Consider the following 17,735-nt stretch of genomic DNA (forward strand, 5'->3'; position numbering starts at 1 on the left):
TCGCGCATGAGTTGCTAGGTTCTGTTAGAGCATCCTGTTTAGCCCAATTTGCTTGAACCAAAGGGCTCATTTAATGCGAGATATCAAAGGACCTTCAAGTTCTTTTCATCAAGCTCTCGATGTGACTCAAAAGATCAGTCTGCCTTGGGCGCTTCAACCGCCAAACGAGCCATTTCGAGACCCAAATCCACTGCGGGATGCTACTGTTGTGCGCGTTTGGATTCTTGGTGGTGCTTTTACAACTTTGGGATTGTAGCGGTCGATGTTTGTCCGTGTGGTGCCGTAGCGTCCATTGTCCATATAGCGCACAAACCCGCCCCCAGTTGTGTAGTACCGTCTACGATCCTTTTCACGATACACCGGACGCACAAGATTGGAGACAACCTGACCCGCAATTGCGCCAGTCACAAGGTACCCCAATGGCGACGGTGAGTAGTAGAGGGGGGATGAGGACGACACCGCAGCGCATTCCGACCGACCATGCTCTGATTCACAGAGGCTCATCGAAATATATCTGGGTGCGGTTGCATCATGGATGCGCAGGCCTTCGGTCAGTAGCGGTGCACAATCGGAATCCGGCACAAACTCTGAAGACAAGCATTCCGCCTCAGTTTTGTATAGTTCACCTTCAGTATCGACGTCTTCTTCACAAGCCGCCAGAGCCAAGGTGGCCGAAGCCATCGTCAATAGTTTCACCGAGCGAGAGCGTTTCATGGTAATATTCTCTTTTTTTAAATCAGTAGGTGAGGCAGGCTGCATTGAGAAGGCCAACAGTTACAGAAAGGCCTGCCAACTTGATGCTGACGGCGATTTCACCTTGGCTGATCCGTTCCGAAACCAGGGGATAGAAACGACGGAAAACCAGAAATACTAAAAGCTGAGCTATGCCGGCGACGAGCCCCCACACGATGAAGTCAACCAGATTGACTGAGTTTGCAGCCGCGCTGGCCAATGGAATTGAGAAGCCAACAAAGGCAGCGCTTAGCACCACGGACGCGGCGGCATTGTTGTCTTTGATAAGGGCGATCTCGTCGTTGGGGGTGAGACGCATGTAGATGGACATAAAGAGCATCAGAAGGAACAGCGCTGTCCCAAAATACACCAAGAAAGGCAAAAGGCCCGAAAGCGTTGAAATGATCATTGTCATCTTAGTTCCCTTATTAAGTAAAAAGTGCGTGCTGGGCGATGGCACGGCCAATTAGGAAAGACGCAGCGCATTCGCCTTCCTCGGGCTCCTCAAGGTTCACCAATAGCATCTCATCGGAGCCGTCACTCAGTCCCCGCCCAAAGAGCATCGCTGTCTGATAGATTTTGTTGGTTGGCTCGCCACCTTCGGTGTCATGGATTTCTTCGATGTAGCCCATCGGTGCTTCGTCTCCTGGAGTATGATCAAACCAGACGCGCGAAAACTCTGTCGTTTCTGCTCCATTAGACAGAACAAAGCTGGCACCGCGCATCGCTGTCTTTAATTTGTCCCAATCTTCGTCTTTTGACAGGTACCGAACTTCATGCGCGTACCACAGAACGATTTCGTCGATGCGCATGTCTTTGTGTCCGTCGCCGCCCTGAACCTGGAGCAAAAAACGATCATCATTGGGATAGAACCGATGCAAAAAAGATTGTTCCCCCAAATCACAAATACCCTGAGCAACGATTTGCAAATCTCTATCAGGGGCAACAAACAATGCGTCCTCGGGGATCAACTTTCGTTCCACCACATCAACTGTGAAGGTCCGGCCCAAAGTTAGGTTGGCCACCTCGGGAAGGGATTTGTTGGGTGTTCGATTAAACAGTGATCGAAACATGTGCGCCCCCGAAACCGTCGGCAATTTGTTGCGCGGACAGACGCTTCGTACAAAGATAGAAAAATGCGCTACCTTCGTTTATCATAGGCTGAAATGGGGCAAATTCGAAGTCGTGGCCACCGTCTTGCGAGACACAGATGAGAGTTGCCTCTGACGCATCGAGCGCCAATCTTAATGCGGATGTGTCGGTTTGTGCATTGACCGTGGCCGAATATATCGTTGCACCGACGTTGGCTGCCGATAGCGCTTTGAGTACTTTGCCCGCACCGGGATCCTGAGCCGCTCTCACCAAGGCTTCTGAGGCGTTGGAGACAATTGCCTCCAACCCAGCCAGTTTCGCCGCGCGCCGCGCTGTATCCCGATCTTCAAAAAAGGCCGCGATATGCAGCCCTTCGTTAAGCTCACGGATCGCCAAACAGGTGTTGAATGTCTCGGCGTCTGAACCTGCGTAGACCATGACTTTTTCGGCGTCCGCAATTGCCGCCCGCTTCAGAGATGACAATGCATCAAGGCGATCAGATTTCACCAATTTAATGCCCTCTGGCAAATCCACGTCGGAGTTCTTTGTTAGTAAAACGATGTCTTTGTCGCCGTCTTGCCCGGCAATCAGGTTTTCGATCATGACAGGTGTGTGATCGCGGTGATACCCAACAATAACGGTAGCACCTTTGAGTTTGTCGTAGCTCCCAAGTCCATCAGCCATGCGCCTAATCCTTTCTACCATGCCGCCAGCAAGCCGCCCAAGAAACGCCGAAAACACCAACAGCGCTCCGGGGAAGAACCAGAACGCGGCAATTAGACGCCCTGCCTGGGTTTGCGGCGAAATATCTCCATATCCCACAGTCGACGCAGTGGTTGCCGCAAAGTAGATATACGTCGTGATACTTTCGGTGATTTCCGCTTCGCCAACAAAACGAAACAAAATCCAGGAGACCGCAAAAAACGTGGTAGTGAACAGGCTCAAAAGCCACCACTTCAACTCCAGCAGCTCGCTGTAAATGCGGGAAATAATTCTTGTAAGGACTGGCACTTTGTACGGTCGGCTGTTCTGTTGCTCGAATACTTGTGGCAAAACCATCAGGTGTCAAACACTTTTAGGTGGTGTTTTGCCTTGAAAGTCCCTGCGACCGTTCTTACCCATATGGCTGGGCTAAACGCTTTTTGAGGGGACCTATGAATAATTCAGTAGACTTATGGACAACTCAGTCTTTGGCAGCAGCAATAACTGAGCTGGGCGAGGCCTCAGGACTGTCCTGCATCCCAGTTGAGGGCTCTGGCGTGATTGAAGTCACTCTCGGATCTGCTGGTGATCTTGTCTTGCATGTGGCCGTCAGCGACACGCAAATTTTAACGTCAGCGATCTTGTGGCCGCGCAGCGCGCAGGAGGATCCTGCAGCGTTTGAAGCTATGATGCTTAGAACCCATAAGACCCTGCTGCCTCTGTGCGCACTCAGTATTGACGTTGTAGACGGGGAAGACGTCTACGAATTGTTTGGTGCTGTGTCCCGCTCCGCGTCGTTGACAGAAATTCTGGAAGAGTTTTCAGCGATTGCCGAAAGTGCATTGGAGTTGGCAAAAGACATCGGCCCCCGTTCAACCGAAGGAGATGCGGCATGAGCATTTGGAAAAAACTGGTCACCGCAGTCAAAGGGGGGGCTAACGAAGCCGCCGAAGCTGTGGTCGACGCCAACCTGATGCGCATTCTGGATCAGGAAATGCGTGAAGCCAAAGACGCGATTTCCAAGGCGAGAGACGAAAAATCCCGCATGGTTGCCAATCGTATGACCAAGGAAAAATCCGTATCTGAGTTGATGGCGGAAATTGAGCGCCGCACCAACGCCGCAAGAACGGCCAAACAACAAGGCGACGAGCCTCTCGCAGTAGAAATCATCGAGAGCGTTTTGAAACTTCGCGACAAAGCGGAAACCGAACAGGGCCTCGCGGATCAGTATCGGCAGACCGAGGACGGCATGGACGCCGCGCTGAAACAATCTCAATCCCGGATCGAGACTTTACAGCGCAAAATCGAAGCCGCAAAAGCCAATGAGGCCTTGATTTTAGCCCAAAAAGCGGCCGCTGTCGGCACCTCGGCATCCTCCGATCGGATGTCCAATGCCATGGCAAGCCTCGAACGTCTGGAGGAGCGACAGGCCCATCAGCAGGCCGTGCTTGCGGCCGCAGACGAAGAGGTGAAGCTGGTGTCCGGGGAAGCTCTGGAAGACAAAATCAAGGCTTTAGAAAATCCTGCACGCAATGATGTGCAAACTCTGCTGGCCAAGCTCTAACCCTAAATGGAGCGCGTCGCTTTACCGGAACGTCCAGGCTGGAAGGCCTTGGCCGAAAAACTGGGCTTTGGTTTTCACTCGATGTACGGCGCGCCGTATTGGGATGAGAGCCGCGCATACTGCTTTTCGCTGTCCGAAATCGAGAATGAAATCGAAGACCCGACATCCGAGCTTTGGCAGATGTGCTTGGAACTTGTCGCGCATGTCGTAGCGGATTCAGCCCTGATGGAAAGGCTGGCCATTCCTCAGGCTTACCACGCGTGGATCAAAGAGAGCTGGCTGCGGAGCGATTCATCTTTGTATGGCCGGTTTGATTTTCATTATGACGGCACTGGACCGGCGAAGATGTTGGAGTTCAACGCCGACACGCCAACGGCCCTTTATGAAACGGGCTTTTTCCAGTGGGTCTGGCTTGAGCAGCAAATTCAGGCCGGCGTATTGCCAGCCGACACAGATCAATTCAATTCGGTACAAGATGCGCTCATTGAGCGGTTGCAGCAGATGTTTGCGCCAGGGTATCGCCTCCACTTTTCGAGCGTGAAAAACCTTGAAGAAGAGCGCGCAACGGTGAGGTATTTGGAAGACTGTGCCAAGCAGGCGGGTTTGGAGCCAAAGTTTGTCGCCATCGAGGACATTGGTATCGATCATCAAGGGCGATTTGCAGATGATGATGACTATGTGATCGACACAATTTTCAAACTTTACCCATGGGAAGACATGTTACGCGAGCGCTTTGGTCCGGCGCTTCTGACAGCGCCACAGAAATGGTTGGAGCCGCCTTGGAAGGCCATTTTGTCGAACAAGGGAATTCTGCCGCTGCTCTGGGAGATGTTCCCGGATCATCCAAACCTTCTCCCCAGCTGGTTTGCCGATGTCGTGCCCAAATGGGTCAAAGAGACCGCCCACGTTCAGAAGCCTCTGTTTAGCAGGGAAGGCGCCAACATCAGAGTAGTCAGGCCGGGCCGACCGATTTTGGAAACAGAGGGGCAATACGGCGCGGAAGGTAGCATTGTTCAAGCATATCACCCCCCAGCCCGTTTTGGCGTGGACCACATGATGATTGGGTCTTGGGTGATAGGCGACAAAGCCTGTGGACTGTGCATCCGTGAGGACAGTTCCGAAGTAACGCAGGATTTGTCCCGGTTTGTGCCACATTTTATTCAGGCCTGACAAACGGCACTATCGTACCATGTCCGCTTTGGGTTGTAGATCGGCCTTTGCACGAGTGTTTCGCCAATGTCAGCTTTGGGCCGTTTAGGCGATGCAGCGAATGGCTGAAAAGAGCCGATTCTGTTGAAAAACAACGTATTGCTGCCGCAGAAATCGGTGCTTTGGTCTGCGCGCGAGTGCCCTTCTGGTCAGGCTTTTCGCGCTTTCTGCGGTGCAGGAAAGATTTTGGCCAGTTTTCTGAGGTTTTGGGCGGTGGCGGCGAGGAGGAATTCGTCGTTTGCGCCGCATGGACCTCGTAATCGCAGCCGCCCCAGCCCGAGTATGCGTTTGAGGTGCGCGAAGAGCATTTCCACTTTCTTTCTGAGCTTCATCGAGATGTCGTATTGTGGGGTCTTGGCGATATCGCGGGCAACCTGGCGGGCGTCCTCGTGTTCCTCGCGCGTAATCTTGCGCGCGTCTGCATTCGGACAGCATTTCGCTTTAGATGGGCATGCTTGGCAGGTCAGCTTCAATGCGCGATATCGTGCGGTGCCCTTTCCGGTCGGGCCACGGGTCGGGTCCGAATAATTTCGTCGGAACTGCTTCAGAGCGTGGCCCTCCGGGCAGATGTATTGATTGTTTTCAGCATCCCACTCGAAGTCGGCGCGGGTCCAGGTGCCATCGTTGCGCCCTGACTTGTCGAACACAGGAATATGCGGGGCTATCTTGCGGTCGACCAACCAGCCCAGCATCGGTGCGGTGCCGTAGGCTGTGTCCGCGATCAGACGTTCAGGATGCAGGTCAAACTTGGCTTTCACTCGCTTCAGCATCGTTTTTGTTGATCCGACCTCAGCCTGCCGGATTGAGCGGGTGGCCTCGACATCCACAATCACACCGTGATCCGTGTCGATCAGGTAGTTGTCGGAATAGCTAAAGAAAGCGGGTCCTTTACGGGCGGCTGTCCACTGACTTGCTGGATCAGAATGGGATGTGAACTTCGGTTGTACCTTGCTCGCGGCACCGAAGGCAGCTTGATCCAGTGTGTCGAGATATTCCCGCACAGCACGGGGCGCATCAGTCGGATCGACGTTTGATGCGTTCCAATCTTCCTTAGGCGTTGAGTTCTGCTTGTTGGCATCCGCCTCTATCAGACTGGCATCAATGGCCAGGCGCTGACCACTTACGAGACCTTCCGTGATGCAGCGGGCGACAGTTGTCTCGAACAGATGGCGCAACAGCTCGCTCTCACGGAACCGACCATGCCGGTTCTTGGAGAACGTCGAATGGTTGGGGACCGGAGTGGACAGGTCAAGGCGGCAAAACCAGCGATACGCAAGGTTCAAATGTACTTCTTCACAGAGCCGCCGTTCAGACCGAATGCCAAAACAATAGCCCACCAAAAGCATGCGGATCAGTAGCTCCGGATCGACCGAAGGACGACCCGTGTGACTATAAAAGTCTGCAAGATAAAGGCGGATATCGCTAAGATCGACAAACCGATCTATCGAGCGCAGCAGGTGGTCTTGCGGGACATGGTCTTCCAGCGAGAACTCGTAGAACAATGCCGCCTGCGCTTCCTGCTTCGGTCCCATCATCGCAAAATCCCCCAATCCCTAAAGGAATTGAATCAGCGAATTGGGAGCCGATCAAGGAAGAGTTTTTCAACGGAATAAGCCCTTTGCCACCCTCGCTGCTCGCGTTGGATATTGCGAATGCAAAAGGCCGCTTGGTTCCAAAATCAGCAATTAATGCGGGTTGTGGGAAAACTAGCACTAAGATCAAAAACTGAGCAAGGGTGCTAAGCTGGGTGAGGGTTCGTTTTCTATTAGGCGACAGTCCGCAGCCCTAAGGCTGCGGACCCTAGTTGGTCAGGCCGGAACAATAACTCCGGGAAGATTGTTCATAAGCATGGTGTCATTTGGTTGGAAATGAATGACCGACCGGATCGACTTACCCGAGTGAAGCAGGTCAAAGGCAGTGTTGATCTGATCGTGTGTCATATTGTGGGTAATGTAGGGGGCAACGTCGAAATCGCCACGCAGCCATTCGTCTACCATGCCCGGCAGCTCGCTGCGGCCCAGCACACCACCGAAAGCGGAGCCGCGCCAGACACGCCCGGTGACCAACTGGAAGGGACGTGTGGCGATTTCCTCGCCGGCGCCAGCCACGCCGATCACAGTGCATTCGCCCCATCCCTTGTGGCAGCATTCCAGCGCCGCGCGCATCAAGTTGACGTTGCCGATACACTCAAAAGAGTAATCGACGCCGCCGTTGGTCATCTCGATGATGACATCCTGGATCGGTTGCGAGAAATCAGACGGGTTGATGCACTCGGTGGCGCCAAGATTCTGGGCCAGCGGGAATTTGTTGGGGTTGGTGTCAATGCCGATGATGCGGCCCGCGCCCACCAGTTTGGCGCCCTGGATTGCCACCATGCCAACCGCGCCGAGGCCAAAGATCGCCACGGTCGAACCTGGCTCTACTTTTGCGGTGTTGCGCACTGCGCCGATACCGGTGGGCACCGCACAGCCCATGACGCTGGCCTTGGACAGCGGCGCTTCCTTGGAGATCTTGGCAACCGTGATCTCGGGCAGGACGGTGTATTCGCTAAAGGTCGAAGTGCCCATGTAGTGATGGATCATTTTGCCCTTGTAGGAGAACCGCGACGTTCCGTCGGGCATCAGCCCCTGGCCCTGGGTCTTGCGGATCGTCTGGCACAGGTTGGTCTTGCCGGACTTGATGAAGGGGCAGTTGGCGTCTTCGGGGGTATAGAGCGGAATCACATGATCACCCGGTACCACAGAGATCACGCCACGGCCGACCTCCTCGACGATGCCGACGCCTTCATGGCCCAGAACTGCCGGGAACAGGCCTTCGGGATCGCGGCCCGACAGGGTGAACATATCAGTGTGGCACAGGCTGGTAGTCACGATGCGGACCAGAACCTCGCCTTCCTTGGGGCCCTCTAAGTCGATTTCCTCGATTTCAAGAGGGCGGTTGGGCTCCCAGGCGATGGCTGCGCGGGTCTTCATATTAGGACTCCTTCCTCTATTACATGATTTGATATGTTATATTGTAATTCTTTTGTATCGAAGGCTGCCGACCGGGCACATCTGGCCATTCGGCACGTTAAACCGGCCGAAAGGATGGCCCCATGACCAGGATTACAATCCCTTCGTCAGAGCACCGCCGGACCGTGGCATTGGTGGTTTATCCTGGCTTCAAATCGCTTGAGGCTATCCGGGTGCTGGCCGTGCTTAGCTATGCCGACCAGCATCTGCGCGGTGCTGGGCTTGATGGAGGCTATGATGTGACGATCACAGCGCCGGTGCCTGGTCCAGTGCGATCTGACACGTTGATGTCGCTGGAAGCCAGCGCGGCTTTGTTGGAGGAAGCGCCACTCGGAACGGTTTTCATCGTGGGTGCCCAAGAAATCGAGACGGTGCTGACCCGTGAAGCGTTGCTGGTGGAGTGGTGCAGGCGGCGGGCATTTGAAGCCGAACGGTTCTCGGCCCCTTGTACAGGTAGCTTAATCCTTGCCGCCGCGGGATTACTTGACGGCCGAAAGGCAGCCACGCACTGGAAATACGCGGCGCGTTTGCAGAACCTGTTCCCGAAAGTAAGTGTCGACGCCAATGTGATCTTTGTTCAGGATGGGACGCTTTGGACCTCTGCCGGGGTGACTGCAGCGATCGACTTGGCGTTGGCCTTTGTGGAGCAGGGCTTCGGGCGCGACATTGCGTTGCGGGTTGCACGCGACATGGTAATGTACCTCAAGCGGCCAGGCGGGCAGTCGCAGTTCAGCACGATGCTGACCGGCCAGATGAGCGGCTCTTTGGGCATGCGCGATATACAAACCTGGCTGAGCATGCAGTTTGATCAGCCGATGACGTTGGATGATATGGCCGCGCAGGCCAAGATGAGCGCGCGCAGCTTTACTCGGACTTTCGCCGCTGAATTCGGGGTGACACCGATGGCCTATCTCGAGGGGCTGCGCTGCGACCGGGCCAAGACGCTGCTTCTGGATACAGAGCTGCCGATGAAGACTGTGGCATTCAGATCGGGGTTCAGCTCGGATGGGCAGATGCGCAAGGTTTTCCGCCGCCGCTTCGCGTTGTCGCCCCGTGATTACCGGGCACGGTTCAAGACGGCCGGGATGGTGGCCGACTGAGGGGGGCGCAGCAGGCGGTGCCTAATCTGCGCTACCGGTCACACGAATTTGGACGAATGATGGCCTGTGACATCGATTTCTTCGAAGGAGTACAGGAAGCAAGCCGGGAAGGTTTCATCAGCGTCATCGCGCTTGAATAAAAACGTGTAATGACAGGCAATGATTGCGAACCCAGGGGTGCGGCTAGCGCAAAAGTTCACACTGTCGAGCTGGCAGCTCAGACCGGGACTTGGCAGAAACTTTTCAAATTAGGTTCGAGCTCGACAGAATGTCTGCAAATGTGGTTCCGCAAAGTTGGCACAAGGATCGCCTCTTCGGCATAAGGCGCAAGCAGAACGCCAATGTTCTTGGGGCTCAGAGCTTCGGTCCAACGGAATAGAAGTTTGCGAGTCTCGGCCAGGCAAAGGTGTGAGTTCGTTTCGCGTTCGGAGTGTTTATGGTGATTGCAACGGTCGTACCGTTCAGCATTGGAGACCTTTCCTAAGGGGCCAGACGGAAGCAAGACGCAGCAGCGCGCCGGCACTGCTGCGCGCATTGCGATCTCGCTGTTTAATGCAACGTGCCCTCCGGTTTGTGTTCAAAGGCCGGGTCAATCACGGCCAGCAGGCGGGTTTGCCCCGTTCCCTCAATTGGAGGAGAGCGGTGCAGCAGTGCTGTTTGCTCTTTCCCAGGCCAGCAGCGCCCACGTAGCAGCACGGCACTGCCCGGGGATACGGAGAGCGGCGATGCCTCGGCACCGGGCTGGGCGAGCTGGGTTCCTGCCCCCCGGTAGGTGCACAGCAAACGCGCAGTCATATTGTCGACATGGAATCTGCGGCAGGCGTTTGTAGACACTACGTCCAGACGTACCTGCAACAGCGGCGTTTCCATAAATTCGCCCACGAGAAATCCTAGCGCGGCGATGTCGCCGGCCAACATGTCCCGCTCCGGCCCAGCGGGTGTTCCGGCCAGGTCGCAGGCCGCTTGAATGCACCCTTCCAATGCATCAACGCCAACAAGACTGCGCAGCTTCGGCAATTTCTCCGGCGGCAGTCCGGAAATCCAATTTGCAAACTCAGGCGCTAGATCGCGCTGCCAGATTGCGGCCGCCACACCCGGCTGCTTGATACCGGACAAGGCCGATGCATCGCGCGCCTGCAGTACAGAGCACGCTTCGCCGCGGGTGGGAAAATCAACAACGCTCATAGTTCAAAACCCTTTCGGAATACTGGCGGGAAACGCAGGAAAGCGGACTGCATCGCATTGTCTCTGAAGCTCTTGTTCATGGCACTTCGCTCTCCGCCTGGGCCGTTACCGGCGGCTGTGCATCCTGCGTCAGGAGGCTGATGGCTTCGGCCAAGGGCAGCGTCTGCGTCTTGGCCTCGCCGTGGCGGCGGATGGTCACCGTCTGTTCCTCTGCCTCGCGCATGCCAAGGGCGATCTGGACGGGGATTTTCTTCAACGCATGTTCACGGACCTTGTAGCCGATTTTCTCGTTGCGCAGGTCTGTCTCCACCCGCAATCCGGCGGCGCGCATGGCCTGGGCAACCTCCTTGGCCCAGTTATCAGCAGCACCGGTGATGGTTGCAGTGACCACCTGAACCGGCGCCAGCCACAGCGGCAGATGGCCCGCGTGATGTTCGATCAGGATGCCGGTGAAACGCTCCAGAGACCCGAACAGCGCCCGGTGCAGCATAACCGGCGGAAGTTTTTCGCCGGAGGCCGCCACATAGGACGACCCGAACCGCTCGGGCAGGTTGAAATCCACCTGCAGCGTGCCGCATTGCCAGTCCCGTCCGATGGCGTCGCGCAGGACATATTCCAGCTTGGGCCCGTAGAAGGCACCTTCGCCCTCGAACAGCGTGTATTCGTGCCCTGAGGTGTCCAGCGCCCTGCTCAGGGCATCTTCGGCACGATCCCAACTTTCCTCGCTGCCGATCCGGTTTTCCGGCCGGGTGGAAAGCTTGATGCGGACATCCTCGAAGCCGAAATCGCGGTAGATGGACAGGACCAGGTCATTGACCTTGAGGCACTCCTCGGTCAGCTGTTCAGGCGTGCAGTAGATATGCGCGTCGTCCTGGGTGAAGCTGCGCACACGTAAGAGGCCATGCAGCGCGCCGGAGGGCTCGTACCGGTGCACTTTACCGAATTCGGCTAATTTCAGCGGCAGATCCCGATAGCTTTTAGTGCCTTGCCCGTAGATCAGCATGTGACCCGGGCAGTTCATCGGCTTAAGCGCGTAATCGCGGTCGTCCTCGGTTTGGGCCAGAAACATGTTGGCGCGGTAGTTCTGCCAATGGCCCGAGGTTTCCCATAGCGCGCGGTCCATGATGTCGGGCGAGTTCACTTCCACATACCCGGCCGCCTCCTGCCGGTCGCGCATATAGCCGATCAGGGTTTGGAACAGGCGCCAGCCGTTCGGATGCCAGAAGATCGAGCCCGGCGCGACCTCTTCGAAATGGAACAGGTCCATCTCGCGCCCCAGCCGCCGGTGGTCGCGCTTCTCCGCCTCGGCCATCATGGTGAGATGCGCATCCAGATCAGCCTTGGCGGCGAAGGCCACGCCATAGATCCGGCTGAGCATCGGATTGTTCGCATCACCGCGCCAATAGGCCCCAGCAACCCGTGTCAGTTTGAAGGCTGCCCCGGCGTCGCCCGTGTTGCGCATATGCGGGCCGCGGCAGAGATCCAGCCAATCTCCCTGCCGGTAGATGGTCACCGGCTCGCCTTCGGGGATCGCATCCAGCAGGGCCAGCTTGTAGCTCTCGCCTGCGGCTTCGAAATGCGTACGCGCCTGGTCGCGGGTCCAAGTTTCGCACACGAAGGGCGTGCGGTTTGCAATGATCTCGCGCATCTTGGCTTCGATCACCGGAAGGTCTTCGGGCGTGAAGGGCGTCTCTCGTTCGAAGTCATAGTAGAAGCCATGTTCGATTGCCGGGCCGATAGCGGTCCGGGTTCCGGGCCAGAGCGTTTGCACGGCTTCGGCCAGCACATGAGCCAGGTCATGGCGGATCAGCTCCAGCGCGCGAGGGTCATCGCGGGTCATCAGCTCTACCGCGGCACCATCGGGGAGAGGCGCCGACAGATCGGCCAGATGCCCGTCGACCGAGGCCGCCACGGTGCGCTTGGCCAGACTGGGGCTGATTGCGGCGGCTAGGTCGGCAGCAGTAGCGTCGGCAGTCAGCGCGCGGGCAGCCCCGTCGGGCAAGTGAACATGGATCATAGTTGTTGCTTCCTGGGTCTTGCGGGCAGCACCGGGGTATGTCCCGGCCCGCCCCATGGGTTGCAGCGCTTCATCGGCGCAAAGCTTTTGCGGAAAACAAGCGCAGGGTCACAAAACCTCCGCGCTCAAGGTGTGAACGGTTATCCCCTGCGTCTCGTCGCCTTCCTTTGGACGCATACGCAGCGTGGCCAGGCTTTGCGCGAGATCCTCCTGGGGAAAATCCCGGGCGATCACGACAACGCGGCTGGTATGGTCGCCTTCCGGCCAGTCCTTCAGGGGCACGGGAGGCTCGAAGATGTGCTGGACGCCGTGAAAGACAAAGGGTGTCGTCACATCCTCGATATGGACAATGCCTTTCAGCCGCAGGATGTCCGCGCCGCGCAATGCGATGAGTGTATCGAGCCAGAAATCAAAAACCCGGGCCGGGATCGGCGTGTCGATTGTCACTGATGCGGTGACAATCCTGCTGTCGGTGGCATGGTGCGAAGGTGCGCTGGTTTCCAGCAGCGGGTCCGGCTGCAGCAGGTCAAACCCGGATAGCCCCGCAAAAGGGTCTGCAGGAATTGTGGTGTCAGACGCGGCAAGCCAGTCGAGGGCATGGCTGCGTGATGTCTCCTTGCGCATGGCGCTTAAGCGGAACAATGTCCCGGAGGGGACGTTGCCATGGTCGGCTTCGATCCGCTGGGCGCCTGGGTTCAGCCGGTCAAGCCGCCTCGCCAGCGCCCGTTTAGCGGCCCGGTTTGCCAGATCCCGCTTGGTCAGAACAATCCGATCGGCCATGGCAACCTGCGCCTGCGCCTCGGCGTGCTGGTTCAGCGTATCCTCGCCCAGAACGGAATCAACGGCTGTGACGATGCCATCCAGTGCAAAACTGGCTGCTAATTCCTTGTCGATCAGCAAAGTGTGGTGGACGGGTCCTGGATCCGCCAGCCCGGTTGTTTCGATCACCACGCGGTCAAACGCCAGGTCTCCCGTGTTGCGGCGCTTCAGCAGAGACATCAGCGTTTTCGACAAGTCCCCCCGGATCGAGCAGCAGATGCAGCCGGCCGCCATCAGAACTACATCCTCGGCGGTCTCTTCGATCAAGTCATGATCCAGCCCGGCATCGCCGAATTCATTGACCACAACCGCAATGCGGCCAGCCGCCGGATCGTGCAGCAGGTGGTTCAACAGTGTGGTTTTTCCCGCCCCCAAAAAACCGGTGAGCAAAGTGACAGGGATCTGGCTTTGCATTTAGTGCCGTTCTTTCGGGTTGCGAAGCATGATTGGCTATGATTGTTATGGTATAACATATCAGATAGCAAGGTATCCAAGTGGACAATATTCGTTTCGCCCCCCGCCAATCGGTTGAGGAAGTCGAAGAGGGCTGCCTGCTGGCGCCCAGGTTCGGCCCAGACGGTCTCATACCCTGCATCACCACGGATGCAGAAAGCGGCGAGGTTCTGATGCTGGGTTGGATGACCGCCGAGGCTCTGCGGCTGACGTTAGATACCGGCGAGGCGCATTATTTCAGCCGTGCGCGCCAATCACTTTGGCACAAGGGCGCGACCTCTGGCTTGGTCCAACGGGTTGTCGAAGCGCGTATCGATGACGACCAGGACGCCATCTGGCTGCGCGTCGCGGTCGCAGGCTCCGGTGCCTCCTGCCATGTCGGCTACCGGTCTTGCTTCTACCGCGCAGTTCCCACTGGTAGCGAAGCGGGGGGGGCGTTGATTTTTAAGGAAGATCAGAAAAGTTTTGATCCAGTCGCCGCCTATGGCGATGCACCCAACCCAACGCAGCTGTGAGCTTCATCGCCCAAATCAAAGGGAAGGCAGCCACACTCTGGTATATCCAGCGCGCAAAGCGACTAGTACTTGAAATGCCGGTGCCGGGCAGCTTGCCCTGATTACCATTGTCGAAATGGATTGCGACGATCCTGACTGCGTGGGATCCGCCTCTCAAATCACCATCCTGGGCCCGGAATTGCTCCGCTGGCGTATCACCATCCATCTACCGGTTCATGCGGTCCGGGCCGCAGTTCTTTCGGCAATCCAGATCTAAGCTCCTGACCAGCTTACGCGAAGCCGCAGGTTTGCTTCATTTGCACAAAAGCCGGTCGCATCAACGCTGCCCTTCTGCCGCAAGTTATCCTGCCAACCCGCCGCGGCCTGCACTTGGATTTCCGTGGATGCTTAGGCCAGATTCTGGTACTCTAGTTGTTGCCTGAGAGGTGAAGAGGCCTTCGGCCCAGGCAAATGTACCTTCGCAAGCCATTTAAGGGAAATTCTGAAGCGCTGTCACGAGGCTTCGACCAATGGAAGGCTTGCGACCGCTGCGGCGAGCTCTGCCACGGCGGCGTTCTTGCCGGGCAAGTTTGATACTACGGTTTGCCAGCCTAATTTTGGCAAGACTGCGCCATGCTGCAATCCACATTCACCCTGCGCTCGCTGAGGAAGAGAGCGTCCGCCTCGCTGGATACCTGCGGCCATGCAGCCAGGAAGATCGTCTGAAACTGGATAAATCAGGAGACACATTATGACCACATGCAATAATCCGAAGCACCAGGATCACCCCCATAAACATGGGCCCGGATGCGGACATACGGCTATTCGCCACGGCGATCACATCGACTACCTCCATGATGGCCACCTCCATCATCCGCATGAAGATCACGTGGACGAACACGAGATTGAAGTCTCTGACGCGAACCCGGATACCTGTGCTCCGATTGCCGCCGATCACCTTGGCCACGAAGATGGCCATGTGCATGGCTCTGGATGTGGGCACGAGGCTGTCCCTCATGGCGGTCACGTTTGTTATCTGGTCAATGGCCGGCTGCATCACCCGCATGATGGCCACTGCGACGACCACGGACCGCTTGAAGTGGTCGACTAGTTGGATCCTCTCTACGAGCTTCAGGCTTGAACGTTTGTCCCGTTCAACGCGCGATTAGCGACGGCTGAAGTTACGCGAACCCGGTTCAGTACGTCACTGCAGCCTGCTTCGAAACGTTAAGAGGCGTGACAGTGTGACCGCATGAGTACGTTCCGAGACACCTGCCTCGCCCTAGTTCTGTAGCTTTAAATTGGCACTTTCCGCGCAAAGCGGTCACACAGGATCGGGGCCACTGCACATGCAGCTTAGGCTCCAGACTCATTGATTTTCACAGCCAGAAGATGACGGTTGCGGCGAGGGCGACGGCCGAGAGAAAGACCACCGGACATCTGTCGTAGCGTGTCGCGACTCGGCGCCAGTCCTTGAGTCTGCCGACCATGATCTCGATGCGGTTGCGGCGTTTGTAGCGGCGCTTGTCGTATTTGACGGGCTTTCCGCGCGACTTGCGGCCCGGGATGCATGGCCTGATCCCCTTGTCTTTCAGGGCGTCGCGGAACCAGTCCGCGTCATATCCGCGATCTCCCAGAAGCCATTCGGCCCGCGGCAGGCCGCCCAGTAGCGCCGCCGCGCCAGTATAGTCGCTGACCTGGCCAGCGGTCATGAAGAACCGGATCGGGCGCCCGTTGGTGTCGGTGATCGCGTGCAGCTTAGTGTTCATGCCGCCCTTGGTCCGCCCAATCAGCCGACCGCGCCCCCCTTTTTACCGCGCATGCTTTATGCCGTGCGGTGGGCTTTGAGATAGGTCGCGTCGATCATGATGGTCTTCTGATCTGCCGCATCTGCGGCCAGTCCTTCAAAGATCCTGGCGAACACGCCCATCTCGCTCCAGCGCTTCCAGCGATTTTAGAGCGTCTTCGGTGGGCCGTATTCCTTCGGCGCATCGCACCATCGCAACCCATTGCGATTGATGAAGATTATCCCGCTAAGAACGCGCCGGTCATCGACACGCGGCTTCCCATGGCTCCTCGGAAAGTAAGGTCGAAGCCGCGCCATCTGCTCGTCGCTTAGCCAGAAAAGATTGCTCATGATGCCCCCATTTTTGGGGGCACGTGAATCACGCAACCAAGTCAGTCGCAAGCTGATTAATGGGTCCTGAGCCTAAGCAACAGATCTGAGATAAATGTAACCGTGACAACGATGGGTCGGGGTGTTGGTAATTGTGATCCGCGTGGTGCTTTCTAGTAAGATGTGGTATTATTTGTGGTATTGTAGCCCTTATTCTTGAGGTTATTTGAATTATTTTATTATCTTAAGTGAATTATTTGGCGGACTTCGTCTCCGCCATTTACATCGACTAGTTGTTGAATTTATTGGATATTTTTCCAGGCTCAAGGGCGTGCCCCTTCGCTGCCACTATTTTCGTGTGCAATGATCTGCCCCGTACCCCCCGGGCTACCCCGGTGATGGGAAGCGAGTGTATTCCATCGATCCGCGTCAAGCGCGCATTTTTCCGACTTTTTGACACTTGGGTCAAAGTATAACGGAACCATCTAGAGCGCGGTTGCGAGTTAAGGTTGGTTAGCCACGCGCCTGCTAGGCGCAGATAGCGCCCTTTGCAAAGTTTGGCTAACGGCCCGTCGCCGCCGTTGGCCAATGGGTCAAGATGCTGCCACCGCAGCCCGCATAGCCGCCGTTCGCCGCGCCTGCAGCACCTGACTGGCGGCCAACTTCTCTGGTGCGGGACTAACCGAACAATCGAAACTTGATATACAATGTCGGTTTGTAACGACATATATCCGCATTGTGCATTTGGTAGTTTCTTAATCAAATTTTTTACACTAACCTTCAACAAAGAAACAGAGAACCAGAGGTGGAATTTGGAAAGCAGTCAGTGCACGCCCCTTTTGAGGTGGGCTGGAAGCAAACGAGGTTCATTGCCGCCGTTGATAAACAAATGGCGAAATTCACAGAAGACCAAGTACATCGAACCTTTTTGTGGGTCAGCTGCGTTGTTTTTTGCACTGGCACCCAAATCTGCGGTTCTATCCGACCAGAATGCTTGGTTGATACGAACCTATCAAACCATTAGGAATTTCCCCCAACAAGTCTCAGCGCTTTCAAATTCGTTTAAACGGGACAAGCCCACATACCTAACTTTACGGGCTGAAGACCACCGGAGCATGGATGACGTCCGCTCCGCAGCCATTTTTGTCTATCTGAATCGCAATTGTTTCAACGGAATATTTCGGACCAATAAGGCTGGAAATTTTAATGTTCCATTCTCGGACAGTCGCACAGGAAAATGA

Annotated in this window: 16 protein-coding genes and 1 pseudogene; 6 read left to right on the forward strand and 11 right to left on the reverse strand. The window is 56.3% G+C overall.

Features of this window, described 5'->3' with window-relative positions:
* Window positions 1-153: 153 nt before the first annotated feature.
* Genes ACORLH_RS03915 through ACORLH_RS03930 form a run of 4 tightly spaced genes read right to left on the reverse strand, consistent with a single transcriptional unit; the run spans window position 154 to window position 2,883 of the window.
* Complete coding sequence (locus ACORLH_RS03915) at window positions 154-714, reverse strand: DUF1190 domain-containing protein (RefSeq protein WP_321831302.1); 561 nt, start codon at window positions 712-714, stop codon at window positions 154-156.
* A gap of 22 nt (window positions 715-736) precedes the next feature.
* Window positions 737-1,147 (reverse strand): DUF350 domain-containing protein, encoded by a 411-nt coding sequence (locus ACORLH_RS03920; RefSeq protein ID WP_321831303.1) that lies wholly within the window; start codon window positions 1,145-1,147, stop codon window positions 737-739.
* A 13-nt stretch (window positions 1,148-1,160) separates the two neighbouring features.
* Window positions 1,161-1,805, reverse strand: a complete 645-nt coding sequence (locus tag ACORLH_RS03925; protein WP_321831304.1) for a DUF2491 family protein — start codon at window positions 1,803-1,805, stop codon at window positions 1,161-1,163.
* The gene (locus tag ACORLH_RS03930) at window positions 1,786-2,883 is read right to left on the reverse strand and encodes an ion channel (RefSeq protein ID WP_321831305.1); all 1,098 of its coding nucleotides are present in this window, start codon (window positions 2,881-2,883) and stop codon (window positions 1,786-1,788) included. The genes ACORLH_RS03925 and ACORLH_RS03930 overlap by 20 nt, the downstream gene beginning before the upstream one ends.
* Before the next feature lie 95 nt (window positions 2,884-2,978).
* On the opposite strand from ACORLH_RS03930, the gene ACORLH_RS03935 reads away from it, so the two are divergent.
* From ACORLH_RS03935 to ACORLH_RS03945, 3 genes are read left to right on the forward strand one after another with little or no spacing between them, the layout of a single operon-like run.
* Entirely contained in the window at window positions 2,979-3,422 is a 444-nt protein-coding gene (locus ACORLH_RS03935) for a DUF2170 family protein (protein WP_321831306.1), read from the forward strand.
* On the forward strand, window positions 3,419-4,090 hold the full coding sequence (locus ACORLH_RS03940; RefSeq protein WP_321831307.1) for a PspA/IM30 family protein: 672 nt from the start codon (window positions 3,419-3,421) through the stop codon (window positions 4,088-4,090). Before ACORLH_RS03935 ends, ACORLH_RS03940 begins: the two co-directional genes overlap by 4 nt.
* Window positions 4,091-4,138: 48 nt before the next feature.
* Complete coding sequence (locus ACORLH_RS03945; protein WP_321831308.1) at window positions 4,139-5,260, forward strand: glutathionylspermidine synthase family protein; 1,122 nt, start codon at window positions 4,139-4,141, stop codon at window positions 5,258-5,260.
* A 188-nt stretch (window positions 5,261-5,448) separates the two neighbouring features.
* Here the strand turns inward: ACORLH_RS03945 and ACORLH_RS03950 are convergent, their stop codons facing one another.
* Window positions 5,449-6,834: an IS1182 family transposase gene (locus tag ACORLH_RS03950; RefSeq protein ID WP_321829186.1), complete on the reverse strand. Its 1,386-nt coding sequence runs from the start codon at window positions 6,832-6,834 to the stop codon at window positions 5,449-5,451.
* A 273-nt stretch (window positions 6,835-7,107) separates the two neighbouring features.
* A complete protein-coding gene (locus ACORLH_RS03955) occupies window positions 7,108-8,271 on the reverse strand; it encodes an S-(hydroxymethyl)glutathione dehydrogenase/class III alcohol dehydrogenase (RefSeq protein WP_321831309.1) in 1,164 nt (387 codons plus the stop codon).
* Between the two features lie 122 nt (window positions 8,272-8,393).
* Between ACORLH_RS03955 and ACORLH_RS03960 the strand changes: the two genes are divergently transcribed.
* The gene (locus ACORLH_RS03960; RefSeq protein ID WP_321831310.1) at window positions 8,394-9,410 is read left to right on the forward strand and encodes a GlxA family transcriptional regulator; all 1,017 of its coding nucleotides are present in this window, start codon (window positions 8,394-8,396) and stop codon (window positions 9,408-9,410) included.
* A gap of 549 nt (window positions 9,411-9,959) precedes the next feature.
* On the opposite strand, the gene ACORLH_RS03965 is transcribed toward ACORLH_RS03960, so the two are convergent.
* The 3 genes from ACORLH_RS03965 to ACORLH_RS03975 form a co-directional block, all read right to left on the reverse strand.
* The gene (locus tag ACORLH_RS03965) at window positions 9,960-10,595 is read right to left on the reverse strand and encodes a DUF1826 domain-containing protein (protein ID WP_321831312.1); all 636 of its coding nucleotides are present in this window, start codon (window positions 10,593-10,595) and stop codon (window positions 9,960-9,962) included.
* A 76-nt stretch (window positions 10,596-10,671) separates the two neighbouring features.
* A complete protein-coding gene (gene thrS / locus ACORLH_RS03970; RefSeq protein ID WP_321831313.1) occupies window positions 10,672-12,612 on the reverse strand; it encodes a threonine--tRNA ligase in 1,941 nt (646 codons plus the stop codon).
* Window positions 12,613-12,720: 108 nt separating this feature from the next.
* A complete protein-coding gene (locus tag ACORLH_RS03975) occupies window positions 12,721-13,845 on the reverse strand; it encodes a GTP-binding protein (protein ID WP_321831314.1) in 1,125 nt (374 codons plus the stop codon).
* An 80-nt stretch (window positions 13,846-13,925) separates the two neighbouring features.
* Between ACORLH_RS03975 and hisI the strand changes: the two genes are divergently transcribed.
* Entirely contained in the window at window positions 13,926-14,399 is a 474-nt protein-coding gene (gene hisI / locus ACORLH_RS03980; RefSeq protein WP_321831315.1) for a phosphoribosyl-AMP cyclohydrolase, read from the forward strand.
* Window positions 14,400-15,027: 628 nt separating this feature from the next.
* Here hisI and ACORLH_RS03985 read toward each other — a convergent pair.
* Together ACORLH_RS03985 and ACORLH_RS03990 are read right to left on the reverse strand one after the other, a co-directional pair.
* Entirely contained in the window at window positions 15,028-15,444 is a 417-nt protein-coding gene (locus tag ACORLH_RS03985) for a hypothetical protein (RefSeq protein WP_321831316.1), read from the reverse strand.
* 313 nt (window positions 15,445-15,757) lie between these two features.
* Window positions 15,758-16,515, reverse strand: a pseudogene (locus tag ACORLH_RS03990) (IS5 family transposase).
* A 686-nt stretch (window positions 16,516-17,201) separates the two neighbouring features.
* On the opposite strand from ACORLH_RS03990, the gene ACORLH_RS03995 reads away from it, so the two are divergent.
* A complete protein-coding gene (locus ACORLH_RS03995; protein ID WP_420719797.1) occupies window positions 17,202-17,735 on the forward strand; it encodes a Dam family site-specific DNA-(adenine-N6)-methyltransferase in 534 nt (177 codons plus the stop codon).

The sequence above is a fragment of the Thalassovita sp. genome (genome assembly GCF_963691685.1).
Taxonomy (GTDB): Bacteria; Pseudomonadota; Alphaproteobacteria; order Rhodobacterales; family Rhodobacteraceae; genus Thalassobius.

What these genes read in the sequence shown, in the direction of transcription:
- ACORLH_RS03915 (WP_321831302.1), bottom strand. Translation starts at nt 714, where the DNA reads ATGAAACGCTCTCGCTCGGTGAAACTATTGACGATGGCTTCGGCCACC.
- ACORLH_RS03920 (WP_321831303.1), bottom strand. Translation starts at nt 1,147, where the DNA reads ATGACAATGATCATTTCAACGCTTTCGGGCCTTTTGCCTTTCTTGGTG.
- ACORLH_RS03925 (WP_321831304.1), bottom strand. Translation starts at nt 1,805, where the DNA reads ATGTTTCGATCACTGTTTAATCGAACACCCAACAAATCCCTTCCCGAG.
- ACORLH_RS03930 (WP_321831305.1), bottom strand. Translation starts at nt 2,883, where the DNA reads ATGGTTTTGCCACAAGTATTCGAGCAACAGAACAGCCGACCGTACAAA.
- ACORLH_RS03935 (WP_321831306.1), top strand. Translation starts at nt 2,979, where the DNA reads ATGAATAATTCAGTAGACTTATGGACAACTCAGTCTTTGGCAGCAGCA.
- ACORLH_RS03940 (WP_321831307.1), top strand. Translation starts at nt 3,419, where the DNA reads ATGAGCATTTGGAAAAAACTGGTCACCGCAGTCAAAGGGGGGGCTAAC.
- ACORLH_RS03950 (WP_321829186.1), bottom strand. Translation starts at nt 6,834, where the DNA reads ATGATGGGACCGAAGCAGGAAGCGCAGGCGGCATTGTTCTACGAGTTC.
- ACORLH_RS03955 (WP_321831309.1), bottom strand. Translation starts at nt 8,271, where the DNA reads ATGAAGACCCGCGCAGCCATCGCCTGGGAGCCCAACCGCCCTCTTGAA.
- ACORLH_RS03960 (WP_321831310.1), top strand. Translation starts at nt 8,394, where the DNA reads ATGACCAGGATTACAATCCCTTCGTCAGAGCACCGCCGGACCGTGGCA.
- ACORLH_RS03965 (WP_321831312.1), bottom strand. Translation starts at nt 10,595, where the DNA reads ATGAGCGTTGTTGATTTTCCCACCCGCGGCGAAGCGTGCTCTGTACTG.
- thrS (WP_321831313.1), bottom strand. Translation starts at nt 12,612, where the DNA reads ATGATCCATGTTCACTTGCCCGACGGGGCTGCCCGCGCGCTGACTGCC.
- ACORLH_RS03975 (WP_321831314.1), bottom strand. Translation starts at nt 13,845, where the DNA reads ATGCAAAGCCAGATCCCTGTCACTTTGCTCACCGGTTTTTTGGGGGCG.
- ACORLH_RS03985 (WP_321831316.1), bottom strand. Translation starts at nt 15,444, where the DNA reads ATGCGGGTGATGCAGCCGGCCATTGACCAGATAACAAACGTGACCGCC.
- ACORLH_RS03995 (WP_420719797.1), top strand. Translation starts at nt 17,202, where the DNA reads ATGTCGGTTTGTAACGACATATATCCGCATTGTGCATTTGGTAGTTTC.